Below are 14,766 nucleotides of genomic sequence, written 5' to 3' on the forward strand. Positions count from 1 at the left end.
GTGCGGTTGAGTCCCCATGCTGGTTCTGCTTGTCGAAGACCACCGACTGCTTGCTGAGACGCTGATCGACTACCTCGAGAACGAGGACATCGAGTGCGACTACGCGGCGACTGGAAACGCAGGCCTGACGCTCGCGCAGGAGAACCGCTACGATGCGATCGTGCTCGATGTCGGCTTGCCCGGCCTCTCGGGCCTCGACGTGTGCCGCGCGATCCGCAGCAGCGGCGTGCGGGACGTGCCGATTCTCATGTTGACCGCGCGTGATGAACTCGACGACAAGCTCAACGGATTCGAGGCCGGTGCGGACGACTATCTGGTCAAACCCTTCGAGCAGCGGGAACTGGTGGCGCGCTTGCGCGCGGTCACCAACCGGCACCGCGGCGTCTGGTCGCAACCCACGCTCGGCGTCGGCGATCTCGAGCTCGACACCGCGTCCTACCGGGTCACCCGCGCCGGTCAACGCATCAAGCTGTCGCCGGTGGGGTTCAAACTCCTGCACCTGCTGCTGCGGGAATCACCGGCTGTGGTGTCTCGTGCGGCCATGCTCAACGCGCTCTGGGGTGACGACCTGCCGGACACCGACGCGCTGCGCAGTCACCTCTACAACCTGCGGCGTGCGGTCGATCAACCTTTCGATGTGCCGATGATCGAAACGGTCAAGGGCGTGGGGGTCAGGTTGGTTCCACCGCCGACAGCACCACGCTGATTTCCGTGCCCTGTCCGGGGTGGCTCTGCCAGTGAAGCGACCAGCCAAAGCGTTCGCAAACCCGTTTGACGATGTCGAGGCCCAGCCCGTGCCCTGCGGCGGCATCTGATTCACGGGCAAAGGGCGCTTGTATGCGCGACAAGGTGTCGAAGCTCATGCCCGGACCGGTGTCGGTGATCACCACGCGGTCGTGCATCATCGAGATGCGCACGCGGCCCTCGGGCGTGTAGTTGCAGGCGTTGCGCAGCAGGTTGCCGATGACAATCGCCAGGGCCTGTCGAGGCGCTTCGACGGCGATCGGCTGTTGCACGTCCACCGAGATCTCCACGTGGCCTTCGGGGTTGTGTGTGCTCGACACCTGCTCGACCAGGCGATTGAGCCAGTCCTGACTTACGGTGTTGCCCGTGCCAGGCTCTGCGTCCTCGCGCGCCAGCAGCAGCAGCGTCTCCATGGTCGAGAGCATGTCCTGGCAGGTTGAGCGGATGCGGCTGATTGCGCGTGTGCGCTTGTCGTGGTCCGGGTTGGCATCGAGCAGGTCGAGCGAACCCAATACGACGGCCAACGGCGTGCGGATCTCGTGACTGATGTCGCGGGTGAATTCGCGTTCGCGCACGATCTGCTGTTGCAACCGCGATGTGAAGGCCTTGAGCGCGCCCGCGAGTGTGCGCACCTCGTGCGTCTGGTTGGTTTGGGTGTAGGCGTCGAGCCGCAGGTCGTCGAGCTTCTGGGTGTAGAGATTGAAGTGGCGCATGGTCGAGGCGAGTGAGGTGACCGGTGACAGGAAGCGGGCCGAGTACCGGTAGGCAAGCCAGGCCGAGGCGTAGATCACCACCAGCGCCAGGCTGAGTGGCACCACGCCGAAGTAGAACGACAAGCGCCGCACGCTCTGCTCGTCGAACACCAGCACCAGCCGTTGCCCGGCTTCCGTGGACACGTGGATCAGCGTGTCGAGGTCCGCGCGTTGCCAGCGCTGGAATCCGAGTGGGGCCTCAGCGAACTCGGTGGCCTCCGCGACGGGGGACAGGTGGCCGAGCAGGTTTGCCGTGTTCGGCGCCGGGTGTGAGGCGTCGTGCGAGCGCGCATCCCAGAAGTGTGCAGCCTCCTTTTCGAGTGCCGTGCGCACCATGACCTTCTCGACAACGATGGCCGCCACGTACACACCGAGTGCCGTGATGACGCTGATGAACAGCATTTGCAGGATGTGCACGCGGAACAGGGTGCCGAGCAGTCCCTGACCGTCCAGTGGTGTCGCGAGGTCTTCACGTTGCGTTGACATGGGCTCACTCACAATGCAAATCAGTCAAAGAGGAATACGCGGAGACCGCGCACCGTGGAGTCGCAAAATCATAACGAATCACCTGTCGGCGAACCGCCCGCAGTGCAGCGCCTGAAGGCGATGTACGCGCACTTCGGTCGAGAGATGCTGGCCGACGTGCCCGAAGTGTACAGCGACGATGTGGTGTTCCAGGACCCCGTGCACCGCATCGAAGGCCTGAGCGATTTGCAAGCCTACCTGGCGCGGACCGCACAGAACATCACCGAGTGCCGTTTCAGCTTCTCCGCCGTGCAGTGCTTGCCGGACAACAGCGCCTGGCTGCAATGGACCATGCACTACGCACACCCCCGGCTCGCGGGCGGCACGCCCCTGAGCCTCGACGGTGCCACCCACGTGCGCTTTGGCGATCGCATCCACTACCACCGCGACTACCTCGACCTCGGTGCCATGTTGTACGAGCACGTGCCTGTGGTCGGCGGTGCCGTGCGTTGGCTCAAAAGCAGGAGGGCGGATGAAGCAGGTTCTTGTCACCGGTGCGAGCTCCGGCATCGGCGCGGCCCTGGTGCGCGAATACACCGTGAACGGGTGGCAGGTGACCGCCTGCGGCCGCGACCGCAGCCGATTGGATGCACTCGCGGAGGAGACGGGCTGCGCCGTGCTCGAGTTCGATGTGGCCGACCGCGAAGCCTGCGTGGCGGCACTCGGCGGTGTGGACACGCCCTGGGACCTCGTTGTCTTGAACGCGGGCACCTGCGAATACATCGACGATGCGCGCCAGTTCGACGCTGCGCTGGTCGAGCGGGTCATGCGCGTCAACGTTCTCGGCACGGCCAACTGCCTTCAGGGGGTGTTGCCGGGCTTGCAACGTGGTAGCCGAATCGCGATCGTGGGCTCGATGGCGACCTACCTGCCGTTCAGTCGGGCGTCAGCCTACGGCGGCAGCAAGGCGGCGCTCGCGTACATGGCGGGTTCGCTCGACGCCGACCTGGCCGCCGATGGCATCCACGTCAGCCTCGTGAGCCCGGGATTCGTGGAGACGCCGCTGACCGACAAGAACACCTTCAAGATGCCGATGATCATCTCGGCCGAGCAGGCCGCGGCGTCGATCCGCGATGGGCTCGACCGAGGCAGGGCGCACGTCTGTGCGCCCTGGCTGTTCTGCATGATGTTGCGTGTACTCGGTCGGCTGCCGACCGGCTGGCGCGTAGCGCTGGCGAGGAAGATGGCCTGATGCACAGTGCAACACAGCGCGATGGCCAGCGCATCGCCGTGGTGGGGTCGGGTGTCTCCGGTCTCGTCAGCGCAATGCGCCTTTCGACCCGGCACCACGTCGATCTCTACGAGAGCGAGCCACGGCTCGGTGGCCACACGGCCACCATTCCGGTGTCGGTGCCGGAGGGCGATTTCGCCATCGACACCGGATTCATCGTGTTCAACGACCGCAACTACCCGCGGTTCAGGAAGATCATCGACGACCTCGGTCTCGCCTACCAGCCGACCGAGATGAGCTTCAGCGTGACCGACCCGGTCGACGGCTGGGTGTTCAACGGCCACACCCCCAACTCGCTGTTCTGCGACCGCCGCAATCTGCTCAAGCCGGCGTTTTACCGTTTCCTGCTCGAGATTGCGCGGTTCAACAAGGTTGCCAAGGCGCGTCTCGCCGAAACGGCGCCGATCAGCACCGACCTCACCGTCGGTGATCTGCTGCGCGAGGGCCGTTTCAGCGATGACCTCGCCCGCAAATACCTGCTGCCGATGGGGGCGGCCATCTGGTCGTCTTCGCTCGCCGACGTGCGCGAGTACCCGCTGCCGTTCTTTCTGCAGTTCTTCGAGAACCACGGGCTGCTGGACCTCGTCAACCGGCCCCAGTGGTTCACGCTGGTCGGCGGGTCGTCGTCCTACATCCCGCACTTCACGGAGTCGATCAGCGGCGACATCCGTGTCGGGTCGGGTATCGCACGCGTGGCGCGCAGCGACGACGGCGTGCAACTCGTGACCGACTCGGGTCAGCGCGCGGACTACGACCGCGTCGTGCTGGCCTGCCACAGCGACCAGGCGCTCGGCCTGCTCGACGCTCCCACCGAGGCTGAGCAACGGGTGCTCGAAGCGATTCCCTACCGGGAAAACCGGGTGATCCTGCACCGTGACGAAACCGCCTTGCCGGCGACACAACTCGCACGCGCGAGTTGGAACTACCGCTTGGGCGCCGACGAGGCAACGCCGCCCTCGGTGACCTACAGCATGAACATCCTGCAGTGCCTGCCGGCCGATGCGCCGCAGTTCTGCGTCACGCTCAACCCGAACCACGCCATCCGCGAGGAGAGCATCCTCGGCGAGTACCGCTACGCGCACCCGCAGTTCGGCGTCGACATGATCGCCGCCCAGACCCAACGGGGCGACATCTGTGGCGTCGACCGCATCCACTACTGCGGCGCGTACTGGTACAACGGCTTCCACGAGGACGGCGTGCGCAGTGCGCTCGACGTCTGCGAACAACTTGGATGCTCCGTATGAACAGCGCGCTCTACACCGGCTGGGTGCGGCACCGACGCTTCGCACCGGTGTTGCACCGGTTTCGCTACCGTGCACTCGCGCTGGCGATTGATCTCGACGACCTGCCCACCCTCGACCGTTGGCCGCTGCTTGCCGTGGACCGCTTCGGCCTGATGTCGATTCGGCAGTCGGACTACCTCGACGGCGAGTTGACGCGCGATCGGGTGTGGGATGCCGTCGAAACCCTGGGTGGTGAGCGAGACGGGGGCAGGGTGGTGTTTCTTGGTCTGCCGCGCAGCCTCGGGTACTACTTCAGTCCGGTGAATTTCTTTTACTGCCACGACGCGGAGGGCGCGCTGTCGAGCATTCTGGTTGAAGTCAGCAACACACCCTGGCGTGAGCGGCACCGCTACCTGGTCAACTACCGCGAGCTGGCGCCGACGCCCAAAGCCTTTCACGTGTCCCCTTTCATGGACATGGACCAGCTCTACCGCTGGCGATTCACCGAGCTGCGCGAGCGGCTCTGCGTGCACATCGAGAACCACGCCGACGACAAGCTCTTCGATGCCACGCTCGTGCTGGACAGAAAACCCCTAACCGGTTGGCGTTGTGCGCTGGCCTTGATTCGATCACCCGCGGTGTGTTTGCAGGTGATGGCTGCGATCTACTGGCAAGCCATGCACTTGTACCGAAAGGGTGTGAAATACGTACCGCACCCGCGCTGATTGGAGAGAACGCGATGACAGAGATGCGAGCAACAGCTGCAGTTGAAATGCAACCCCGGTTAAATCTGGCCCGACGGCTCGTGTTGAAGCTGCTCGGTGAAATACGCGTGGGTCGACTCACCCTGATCGACGGCCCGCAGCGGCACGTTTTTGGCGGAACGCTAGACGGGCCGAGCGCCACCATCGAGGTCAATCGGGAAGCGGCGTACACGCGCGTGCTGCGGTCTGGCGTCACCGGGGCGGGCGAGGCCTTTTTCGAGGGGGATTGGGACACGCCCGACCTCACCGCCGTGGTGCGCCTTTTCGTGCTCAACCGCAACACCATGCGCACCATGAACGGGGGACTGGCACGCACCGGGCGGGTGCTTCACCGGTTGTGGCACTGGGCGCGTCGAAACTCGGTTGCCGGGTCGAAGCGGAACATCAGCGCGCACTACGACATCAGCAATGCCTTTTTCGAGACGATTCTGGACGAGTCGATGATGTACTCGAGCGCGCTGTTCCAGACCGACTCGGACTCGCTCGCGCAGGCCCAGCAGAACAAACTTGCCCGCCTGTGCGAGCTGCTCGATCTTCAGCCGGGCGACCACGTGCTCGAGATCGGCACTGGCTGGGGCGGCCTGGCCGAGTACGCTGCCAAGCACCACGACGTCGTGGTGACCACGACCACGATATCGCAGGCGCAGTTCCAGTTTGCCAAAGCCCGCATTGCGCGGGCGGGACTCGAGGGGCGTGTGCACCTGCTCGACAGTGACTACCGGGCCCTGACCGGGCGCTACGACAAGATCGTCTCGGTAGAGATGATCGAGGCCGTGGGCGAAGAGCACCTGCCGACCTTCTTCAAGACCTGCAATGACCTGCTGCGGCCGGGCGGGCGCCTCGTGCTCCAGGCCATCACGATCCCGGACGCCTACTACGACGACTACCGGCGCAGCACCGACTTCATTCAGCGCTACGTGTTTCCGGGCGGCTTCCTGCCCTCACTCGGCGCCATGGAGCGCATCATGAACCGTGACACCGCGCTGCGGGTCTCGAGTGTCGATGACATCGGCTTGCATTATGCAAAGACCCTGCGGGTCTGGCACGACAAGCTGATCGCGGCCCGCAACACGGTGTCGAGCTTCGGCTTTGATGAGCGCATGTACCGGTTGTGGCGCTATTACTTCAGTTACTGCGAAGGCGGTTTTGCCGAGCAGGCCATATCCACCGTGCATTTGGTGGCGAACAAATCAGCCGATGGGGGCGCGGGCGATGGAGCGACGTGATTGGCTCAACCTGATCCTGTTCAAGCTCGGTTGGGGCGTGGCGGTGGTCGGGGGCGACCCGTGGCTGCTACCGCAGCTCGTGGTGATCGCGGCCTCGCTCGCTGTGGTGCGGCCGTCACGCGCGGTGCTGGCCACGGTGGTGGCCGTGGCGCTGCTCGGCATCGGTCGCGATGCGGCACTGGTGCTTGCCGGCGTGCTCGAAATGGGCAACTCGGTGATGCCGGTGTGGCTCGCGTTGCTCTGGGTGCAGTTTGCGCTGGTGTTGCAACGGGGCATGCACTGGATGGCGAAGCTCAGTGAGCCGGTGCAGGTGCCTGTCGGAATGGTCTCCGGCACCTTGGCCTACGCCGCGGCGGTGGGCCTCGGCGCGGGCTCGGTGGGGGGCGGCGTCGGCAGCGGCGCCGTCGCCTGGGCCGTGATTGCCGTGTCCTGGGGCGCATTGATGTGGCTGCAATTGAAACTCTTAACACGAACACGAGGTCACAGGGCGCTCGCTCTGTGAAAATCACCGTGAAAACACTGTCTGCCTACGTCGCGATTGCGTTTATGTGCCTGTCGGTGCTCTCCGCGCCGGCACGTGCTGCCCACACCAACGAGCCGGAAATCGATCCGTTTCGCTTTGAGCACTTCTTCCAGGGGCCGATCCACGCCCGGGGATTTGTGCGCAACCGGGGCGGTGAGGTCATCCGTCGGTTCTGGGCCGAGATTGTCGGCACCTGGGATGAACGCACCGGTGAGCTCACGCTCGATGAAATCCTGCACTTTGACGACGGTGAGGTGTTGGAGCGTGTCTGGCAGATCGAGCGGCTGGCCAACGGCGAGTACCGCGGCCGCGCCGGCGACGTCGAGGGTGTTGCGACCGGTGAGGTGAGCGGGCCGGACGGTGTCCTGCGCTACGCGCTCACGGTCCAGTACCGGGGTATGGACCTGGTGCTGAGCGTGGTCGACCGCTTCCACGCCGTGTCTGAAGACGTGATGTACAACAACACGCAACTCAAGAAGTTCGGTTTCAACGTTGGCTCCGTGTCGAGTGTGTTTTACAAGGGCGCTGCGATACCGCCTGAGGTGCAGCTACCCAACACGACCGCGGCAGTCAGCGACTGACGCGTCGGTCACTCGGACGGTGCTGACGGGCTCGCCAGCGCCAGCAGCGCACGTTTGAAATCGGTCCAGCGCGCGGGGTCTGTCGGCCACTGTGGACCACCGCCCTCGGCGACGGCGTCGGCCAGAGCCGAGGGCACGAGGGCGTTGACCAGTGCATCGGTCTCGGCTGGCGCGCGTGCCCGGGCGAGCTGAATGAGGTCGGCGTCCTGCAACCCGCGGCGCCACAGCTTCAGGCGTACGCTCGGAATCGGTCCGGGCACAACCGGGTAGCCGATCTTGTCCAGCTGATTCCCGGGGTAGACGAGCACGCCGTTGCCGAAGCGGTCCTCGTCGGGTTTGTACATCGGCTCGGCGAAGGGCCGCGCGTCGCTGCCGAGGTTGACTGCCCACATCAGTTGACCGGACACGCCGTAGCGCGCCCCGATGACGCCCCAGGTGCGCATGTCGATACCCGAGGCGTTGATGCTGTGCGCACCCACGGCCGGGTGGCCACTGTGGTAGAACCAGGTGGTCTCGCCGAGCGCCTCGCGGGCTTGCAGAAACGCGGGGTCGTAGGCGTGCGCGTTCGGTGCCCAGTGTCGGATCGTACCCTGCAGATCCAGATTGTCGCGGCCCTGCCAGGTGGCGGGGTTGCTGTGGCTGGTCCACATCAGATCGATGTCGAGGGACGCCGTGCCGCGGTCGATCGCCGATTGCACGCGGTGCATCTGGGCATGGGTCATGGCGATGTAGAGGTCGTCACGCGCGATACCGGTGTCTTCGTCGTTGGGGCCGTCCACTTCGTCGAAGACGTACGCGAACACCCACGGCGCGGTCCAGCCCCGTGCCGTCGCCTGTTGCTCCCACTCGGCCGCCATCGCGGTGTAGCGGGTCACCTCCGCGTCGCTCAGCGGGCCGTCCAGTTTGACGTCGTAGGGTTGGGGCCACGGCGTGCGCCAGACCGAGACCGGTGTGCCGTAGCCGGTGCCGGTGTAGCCGTAAGCCTCGGTGAACAGGCTGCCGTCCAGCGCCGGACCCCAGGTGTCCGTGTAGTGTGCCCAGTCGGCGTCGCTCTCCGGTTTGTTGGGCGAGCGTTCGAGGAACACCGCCCGGTGCCGGTGCGCAAGCTGCTGGTAGCACTGACTCATGCGCTGCCAGTCCGCGCTCGACGGGTCCTCGCCCGCACCCTCGAGCCGGTAGGTGCGGTAGAGCTCACCGACCGCATCAATCGTCGGGGTCGCAGGCAAGGTCGCGTGCCAGACCTGAATGTCCACGGGCACCGAGGCGATCACCTCGCCGTTCTGCTCGAGGTGGACCTGCGTCCGGTAGCGCCCTGCGGGTGCGTCGGTGGCCGTGCGGATGTCGATCCACACCAGCGCGTTGTGCCGCCGCGCCGGCGCGGGTGTGATGGTGTCAAACAGCGGTTGACGGTCGCCGAGGCAGCCGCTGGTCGCTGGCACCAGCGCGTCGGGGTAGTCGGCAGGCCAGGGCAGCACGGCTGATTTCGGTCCCCAGCGGTACCCGCCGTTGGCGACGTGGTGGTAGTGCGCCTGGAACAGCTCGACCTGCGGCTGGTGCTCGGTCGTCTCGCCTTCACGGCTGAACCGGTCCCAGCGAACCGACACCGGCGGCGGCGATTTCCGCTGCGACCGCAGGAGCAATTGAAACGCGACGGTTTCGTTGCGGGCGGAGTGGAGGCGGATGGTCTGGTTGTCGGTCAACCGGTAGTCGGCGTGCTCGGCGCGCGGTCGCGCGTGTCGGGCCACCTTCTGCATGTCGCTCAGCGCGCACACCTGAAGTGTGTCACCGGCATCGATGCACGCTGGGCTGTCGGGCCGCAGCCAGGCGTGCAGCTGCAGCGCGGCAACGAGCAACACCGTGACCACGGCGAACTGATTTCGGGAAGGCATGCGGGCGCCCGTGCGCAAAGACACCCGCAAAGTGTAGACGCGCGCCGTGGGGCGACTCGCCGCGGCGTGCACCGATGTGCTCCGGCCTCGGCGCGCGCCCGGAGGCCGGTCTGCGCGCGGTCCCTCAGGCGCGGATGCGCGCGTTGCTCGGGTCGTAGAGGGGTTTGAACGAGGCCGTGGCGGCGATGTCCCGGCCCGCGACACGGATGGACCAGTTGCTGGTGTTCACCGTCTCTGCGGTGACCGGCTCATCGAGTTTCACGTAGCCCATCGCAATCGCGCCGCCGAGGTGGTGGCCGTAGTTGCCGGAACTCGTGTACCCCACGATCTTGCCGTCGAGCAGGATCGGCTCGGCGTGGTAGAGCAGCGGTTGAGCGTCCTGCAACTGGAACTGCACCAGGCGTTTCTTGAGTGGCCGTTCTTCCCGCTGCGCCAGCAACACATCGCGGCCGATGAAGTCCGGCTTGTCAAAGGCAACGGCAAAGCCAAGCCCGGCCTCGAGTGGCGTGTCGACTTCACCGATGTCGTGGCCGAAGTGGCGGTAGCCTTTTTCGATGCGGAGCGAATCCATGGCGTGCATGCCGACCAGCGTCGGCGCATGGGGTGATGCCATGAGCGTCTCGAACACGTGGCCCGCGACCTCGCACGGCATGTGCAGCTCCCACCCGAGCTCGCCGACGTAGGTCAGGCGGGCCGCGCGCACCTGTGCATAGCCGATGTCGATCGTCTGTACCGTGCCGAACGGGAAGCTGTCGTTGTCGAGTGGGCTCGGGGTCAGCGCGCTGAGGAGCGTGCGGCTGTCGGGGCCCATGACCGCGAAGACGGCCTCGTTGCCCGTGACGTCGGTGACGGTGCAATGGCTGGCCGGGTCGATGTTGAGATGCAACCAGCGCAGCTCGCGGTTGGTGGTCGCCGCGGGGCAGACCACGTGGAAGCAGGTTTCGCCAAGGCGCTGCACGGTGACATCGGCCTCGATGCCACCGTGGGCATTGCACCACTGCGTGTAGACAATGCGGCCGACCGACACGTCAACGTCGTTGGCGCAAATCCGGTTGAGTTGGGCACAGGTGTCGCGGCCCTGCACGCGGATTTTGCCGAACGACGAAATGTCGATCAGGCCGACGCGCTCGCGCACGGCGGCGTGTTCGGCGGCGCTGTAGTCAAACCAGTTCTGGCGGCCGAAGCTGTACTCGTACACTGGAGTCACGCCCTCGGGCGCGAACCAGTTCGGGCGCTCGAAGCCGGCAATCGTGCCGAAGCAGGCGTTGGCCGCCTTGAGTTCGGCGTGGATGGGCGAGCGGCGCACGCCGCGCGCGGACGCGAACTGGCGGTAGGGGAAATGGTGGTCGTACAGCAGGCCCAGGGTCTCGGATGCGCGCTCGCCGAGGTAGACCGTGTTGTTGCTGTACGTCGGGTTGCGCGCGGGGTCGTTGGCCAGCACCTCGAAGGCAGGCTTGCCGTTTGCGATCCAATCCGCGAGCACCTTTGCGGCACCCGGCGCGGTCTGGATGCCGACCGAATTGAAACCCGCGAGCATGAAGTAGCCTGGCAACTCCGGCGCTTCTCCCATGTGGAACTGGTCGTCGGGCGTAAAGCTCTCGGGGCCGTTGAAGAACTTGCGGATGCCGAGGTTTTCCAACAGTGGCACGCGGTGCATCGCGGCCTCGAGAATGGGCATGAAGTGGTCCCAGTCCTCGGGCAATTCGAGGTACGCCGAATCCGCCGGGATGTCGGCGACCTTGTACGGTTTGGCCTTTTTCTCGAAGGCGCCGATCAGCAGGCTGCCCGCGTCTTCTTTGAAGTAGGCCTCTGCCGAGTGCTCGCGCATCACGGGCAGGTCCTTTGGGATATCGGGGTGTTTGTCGGTGACAACGTAGAAGTGCTCGCAGGCGTGCAGCGGCACGTTGACGCCGGAGAGCTTGCCGAGTTCGTGTGCCCAGAGGCCGGCGGCGTTGACCACCACCTCGCACGCGATGTGCCCGTCGGTGGTGTCGACACCGCTGACGCGCCCACCCGCCGTCGTCACTCCGGTGACGGTCACGCCCTCGAAGATTTTTGCGCCGCGGTTGCGTGCGGCGCGCACCAGCGTGTTGGTGGCGCCCGAGGGGTCGACCTGTCCGTCGAGTGGCAAGTGCATGGCGCCGAGCACATCGTCGGTGTTGATCAGCGGGTAGAGGTCTTTCAGTTCGCTCGGCGTGATCAGGTGGGACTCGACACCGAAGGCGTTGGCGCTGTCGACGGCGCGCTTGTATTCCTCGAAGCGCTCGGCATCCGACGCGACGCTCAAGGAGCCAACCTGCTTGAATCCGGTGCCCTGGCCGGTCTCGGCTTCGAGCTTTTTGTAGAGCTCGCGGGTGTAGTTGACCATGAACGAATGGGGCTCGTTCGTACGCACCGACCCCATGAGCCCAGCGGCGTGCCAGGTGGTGCCCGAGGTCAGCTGTTGGCGCTCGAGCAACACCACATCGGTCCACCCCATCTCTGCGAGGTGGTAGAGCACACTCGCGCCGGCGACACCGCCGCCGATAACAACCGCACGGGCGTGACTGGGCAAGGACACTGGCATGGGAGGGCTCCGGCAACGTGGGACAGCCACACAGAGTAGCGCCGCCCGGGTTGGGCGAAGCCGTAGGCAACGACGGTCAGTTATGAGAAGTCGACAGCCCCGGTTCGGGGTGTCGCCTTGCGAAGGTGGAGCATCCGTGCTCGACCTCGGTAACTCGCAAGGTTACGGAGTCTGATAGCCCAATGGCTGTGGACTCGGAAGCGTCTGTGCGGGCGTCGTGTCCGATGCGCCGCGGCGACTGTGTCGAAGTGGTCTTGGCGACCCGGTCCGTTTGGACGGACCATAGGGGTTTAGCACAGATAAAACCAACGGCCGCGTTTTCGTCGAATGATATATTACGGTTTTGTGAGTCTGCCGATGCGCAGATCAATAATATCAATTAAATCATGAGTTTACCGTTTCTGAGTTCGGATCAGGTCGCGCTGGACGACACCACGCTCGCACAGATGACGAGCGTGGCCTGCACGCTCGTGTCCGACACGGCGTCGGTGACCCTGCGCCATTTCCGGCAAAAACTGGCGATCGACAACAAACTGGCGGACGGATTCGACCCCGTGACCGAGGCAGACCGCGCCTGTGAGCGCCAGTTGCGGGCCGCGCTGGCGTCAGCCCTGCCCGGCAACGGCTTTTTTGGCGAAGAAGACGGCTACACCGCCGGCACCACCGGGCTGACGTGGGTTGTCGATCCGATCGACGGCACGCGGTCCTTCATCAGTGGTGTGCCGCTGTGGGGCACGCTGGTCGGGCTCAGCGACGGCCGCCGGCCGGTGGCCGGCATTCTCTACCAGCCCTTCACCGACGAGCTGTACTGTGGCAGCCGCCTGGGTGGCACGCTGCAACACCGGGGTGACACGCAGACGCTCGCCTGCTCGGACGTCGAGTCGCTCGCGGACGCCCGGCTGTTCTGCACCAGCCGCGACATCTTCACCGAGGCCGAGCGGCCGGCGTACGAGCGCGTTGCCGCGGCCGTGCGGCTGGAGCGGATGGGCGCTGATTGCTACTCCTACGCTCTGTTGGCGGCGGGGCACGCGGACCTTGTGGTCGAGGCGGGGCTGCAGTGCTACGACATCTACGCGTTGATTCCGATCATCGAGGCGGCCGGGGGCGTCGTCACGAGCTGGGACGGCGGCGACCCCTCCCAGGGGGGCACCGTCGTGGCAGCGGCCACACCGGCCTTGCACCGCGAGGCCCTGGCGCGGCTGCGGGGCGGCGCGTGACTACAGGCGGGGACTGAGACGACCATGGACAACGAAGCGGTGATGTGGCGGCAATTGTTTCAGCTCGATGCGTCGCTCGAGCTGAGCCTGCAGCGCCAACTGCGCGAGCAACTGGTCGCGGCGATACTCGACGGGCGCGTTTCGGAGCAGAAACCGCTGCCGAGTTCCCGCGTGCTGGCGCGGCACCTGTCGGTCTCGCGCAACACCGTCGTGATCGCCTATCAGCAGCTGATCGACGAGAATTTCCTGATTGCACGGGAACGGCAGGGCTATTTCGTCAACCGCGATATCCTCGCCGGGCGGGTGCAGGGTGGGGCACCGTCGCCGGCGCAGGACGCCGACCGGTGCACGGTCGAGTGGCACAGCCGGGCCGTGATCCAACCCTCGCGCTTGCGCAACATTGTCAAGCCGGACAACTGGCGGGCGTTTGATTACCCCTTTGTCTACGGGCAGCCGGACCCGTCGTTGATCCCGGTCAACGACTGGCGCGAATGCTCCCGGCAGGCGAGTTCGGTGTCGGCGATCCACGATTGGGCACGCGACCGTGTCGACCACGACCTCGCTGAGCTCGTCGAGCAGATCCGCTTGCGCGTGCTGCCGCGCCGCGGCGTGTTTGCCGACGAGGACGAGGTGCTGATCACGCTCGGTGCACAGAATGCGCTGATGTTGGTCAGCACGCTGTTGCACGGCGCACGCTCGGTTGTGGCGATGGAGAACCCCGGCTACACCGACGCGCGTAACATGTTCCGCATGACCGCCGGCGAAGTCAGGCCCATCGATGTCGACGACGCCGGGTTGGTCGTCTCCGACGCGCTCAACGGCTGCGACAGCATCTATGTGACGCCCAGCCACCAATCGCCGACCACGGCCACCATGCCGCTCGACCGACGCGAGGCGTTGTTGAACAAGGCGCGCGACATCGATGCGGTGGTGATCGAGGACGACTACGAGAGCGAGACGAACTACCTGAGTGACCCGGTGCCGGCACTCAAGAGCCTCGACAGCGACGGCCGCGTGATCTACGTCGGCAGTCTCTCGAAGGTGGTGGCGCCGGGCTTGCGTGTGGGCTACCTCGTAGCGCCGGCGCCCGTCGTCCGGGAGCTGCGTGCCCTGCGCCGCTTTGGCTACCGGCACCCGCCGACCAACAACCAGCAGAAGCTGGCCCTGTTTCTGTCGCTCGGCCACTACGATGCGCTGGTGACGCGCTTGCACAAGATCTACCGCGAGCGCTGGTCCGTGTTGGGCGATGCCTTGAACACGCACCTGCCCGAGGCGTCACGGGCGCCGAGTTTCGGCGGCACGGCCTTCTGGGTCACGGGGCCGGACACGCTCGATGCGCAGGCGCTCTACAGCGCGGCGCTGGAGCAGAGTGTGTTGATCGAACCGGGCGCGGTGCACTACCACGACCCTGACAACGCGCCGCGGAACACCTTCAGGCTCGGCTTCTCGTCGATCGATGCCAGCCGCATCGCCGAGGGTGTGGCGCGGGTCTCGAAGCTGGTCCGGGCGATGAGTTGAGGGCGAG

Annotated in this window: 13 protein-coding genes; 9 read left to right on the plus strand and 4 right to left on the minus strand. The window is 65.6% G+C overall.

What is annotated here, in order from left to right:
- The first annotated feature begins 16 nt into the window (after window positions 1-16).
- On the plus strand, window positions 17-706 hold the full coding sequence (locus tag AAGA11_09510) for a response regulator transcription factor (protein ID MEM9603088.1): 690 nt from the start codon (window positions 17-19) through the stop codon (window positions 704-706).
- On the opposite strand, the gene AAGA11_09515 is transcribed toward AAGA11_09510, so the two are convergent.
- Both AAGA11_09515 and AAGA11_09520 read right to left on the minus strand, forming a co-directional pair.
- A complete protein-coding gene (locus AAGA11_09515) occupies window positions 672-1,982 on the minus strand; it encodes a HAMP domain-containing sensor histidine kinase (GenBank protein ID MEM9603089.1) in 1,311 nt (436 codons plus the stop codon). The genes AAGA11_09510 and AAGA11_09515 overlap by 35 nt on opposite strands.
- A 78-nt stretch (window positions 1,983-2,060) precedes the next feature.
- Window positions 2,061-2,444, minus strand: coding sequence for a hypothetical protein (locus AAGA11_09520; protein MEM9603090.1), 384 nt, complete (start codon window positions 2,442-2,444; stop codon window positions 2,061-2,063).
- A 49-nt stretch (window positions 2,445-2,493) separates the two neighbouring features.
- Between AAGA11_09520 and AAGA11_09525 the strand changes: the two genes are divergently transcribed.
- From AAGA11_09525 to AAGA11_09550, 6 genes are read left to right on the plus strand one after another with little or no spacing between them, the layout of a single operon-like run.
- Window positions 2,494-3,213, plus strand: coding sequence for an SDR family NAD(P)-dependent oxidoreductase (locus AAGA11_09525; protein MEM9603091.1), 720 nt, complete (start codon window positions 2,494-2,496; stop codon window positions 3,211-3,213).
- Window positions 3,213-4,496 carry an FAD-dependent oxidoreductase gene (locus AAGA11_09530; protein ID MEM9603092.1) on the plus strand — a complete coding sequence of 428 codons (1,284 nt, stop codon included), beginning with the start codon at window positions 3,213-3,215 and terminating at the stop codon, window positions 4,494-4,496. Before AAGA11_09525 ends, AAGA11_09530 begins: the two co-directional genes overlap by 1 nt.
- Window positions 4,493-5,200: a DUF1365 domain-containing protein gene (locus AAGA11_09535; GenBank protein MEM9603093.1), complete on the plus strand. Its 708-nt coding sequence runs from the start codon at window positions 4,493-4,495 to the stop codon at window positions 5,198-5,200. Before AAGA11_09530 ends, AAGA11_09535 begins: the two co-directional genes overlap by 4 nt.
- Before the next feature lie 14 nt (window positions 5,201-5,214).
- On the plus strand, window positions 5,215-6,465 hold the full coding sequence (locus AAGA11_09540) for a cyclopropane-fatty-acyl-phospholipid synthase family protein (GenBank protein MEM9603094.1): 1,251 nt from the start codon (window positions 5,215-5,217) through the stop codon (window positions 6,463-6,465).
- The gene (locus AAGA11_09545) at window positions 6,452-6,967 is read left to right on the plus strand and encodes a DUF2878 family protein (GenBank protein ID MEM9603095.1); all 516 of its coding nucleotides are present in this window, start codon (window positions 6,452-6,454) and stop codon (window positions 6,965-6,967) included. The genes AAGA11_09540 and AAGA11_09545 overlap by 14 nt, the downstream gene beginning before the upstream one ends.
- Before the next feature lie 8 nt (window positions 6,968-6,975).
- Complete coding sequence (locus tag AAGA11_09550) at window positions 6,976-7,569, plus strand: DUF3833 family protein (GenBank protein MEM9603096.1); 594 nt, start codon at window positions 6,976-6,978, stop codon at window positions 7,567-7,569.
- A gap of 8 nt (window positions 7,570-7,577) precedes the next feature.
- On the opposite strand, the gene AAGA11_09555 is transcribed toward AAGA11_09550, so the two are convergent.
- On the minus strand, window positions 7,578-9,458 hold the full coding sequence (locus AAGA11_09555; protein MEM9603097.1) for a DUF4091 domain-containing protein: 1,881 nt from the start codon (window positions 9,456-9,458) through the stop codon (window positions 7,578-7,580).
- 124 nt (window positions 9,459-9,582) lie between these two features.
- Window positions 9,583-12,024, minus strand: coding sequence for an FAD-dependent oxidoreductase (locus tag AAGA11_09560; protein ID MEM9603098.1), 2,442 nt, complete (start codon window positions 12,022-12,024; stop codon window positions 9,583-9,585).
- Between the two features lie 386 nt (window positions 12,025-12,410).
- Here AAGA11_09560 and AAGA11_09565 point away from each other — a divergent pair, with 386 nt between their 5' ends.
- Window positions 12,411-13,241: an inositol monophosphatase family protein gene (locus AAGA11_09565; GenBank protein MEM9603099.1), complete on the plus strand. Its 831-nt coding sequence runs from the start codon at window positions 12,411-12,413 to the stop codon at window positions 13,239-13,241.
- A 24-nt stretch (window positions 13,242-13,265) separates the two neighbouring features.
- Window positions 13,266-14,759 (plus strand): PLP-dependent aminotransferase family protein, encoded by a 1,494-nt coding sequence (locus tag AAGA11_09570; protein MEM9603100.1) that lies wholly within the window; start codon window positions 13,266-13,268, stop codon window positions 14,757-14,759.
- Window positions 14,760-14,766: the final 7 nt, after the last annotated feature.

The sequence above is a fragment of the Pseudomonadota bacterium genome, from assembly GCA_039196715.1.
Taxonomy (GTDB): Bacteria; Pseudomonadota; Gammaproteobacteria; order CALCKW01; family CALCKW01; genus CALCKW01.

Bases quoted from the DNA above. Each gene is read 5' to 3' on its own strand.
- AAGA11_09510 (MEM9603088.1), top strand. From the start codon at position 17: ATGCTGGTTCTGCTTGTCGAAGACCACCGACTGCTTGCTGAGACGCTG.
- AAGA11_09515 (MEM9603089.1), bottom strand. From the start codon at position 1,982: ATGTCAACGCAACGTGAAGACCTCGCGACACCACTGGACGGTCAGGGA.
- AAGA11_09525 (MEM9603091.1), top strand. From the start codon at position 2,494: ATGAAGCAGGTTCTTGTCACCGGTGCGAGCTCCGGCATCGGCGCGGCC.
- AAGA11_09530 (MEM9603092.1), top strand. From the start codon at position 3,213: ATGCACAGTGCAACACAGCGCGATGGCCAGCGCATCGCCGTGGTGGGG.
- AAGA11_09535 (MEM9603093.1), top strand. From the start codon at position 4,493: ATGAACAGCGCGCTCTACACCGGCTGGGTGCGGCACCGACGCTTCGCA.
- AAGA11_09540 (MEM9603094.1), top strand. From the start codon at position 5,215: ATGACAGAGATGCGAGCAACAGCTGCAGTTGAAATGCAACCCCGGTTA.
- AAGA11_09545 (MEM9603095.1), top strand. From the start codon at position 6,452: ATGGAGCGACGTGATTGGCTCAACCTGATCCTGTTCAAGCTCGGTTGG.
- AAGA11_09555 (MEM9603097.1), bottom strand. From the start codon at position 9,458: ATGCCTTCCCGAAATCAGTTCGCCGTGGTCACGGTGTTGCTCGTTGCC.
- AAGA11_09560 (MEM9603098.1), bottom strand. From the start codon at position 12,024: ATGCCAGTGTCCTTGCCCAGTCACGCCCGTGCGGTTGTTATCGGCGGC.
- AAGA11_09565 (MEM9603099.1), top strand. From the start codon at position 12,411: ATGAGTTTACCGTTTCTGAGTTCGGATCAGGTCGCGCTGGACGACACC.
- AAGA11_09570 (MEM9603100.1), top strand. From the start codon at position 13,266: ATGGACAACGAAGCGGTGATGTGGCGGCAATTGTTTCAGCTCGATGCG.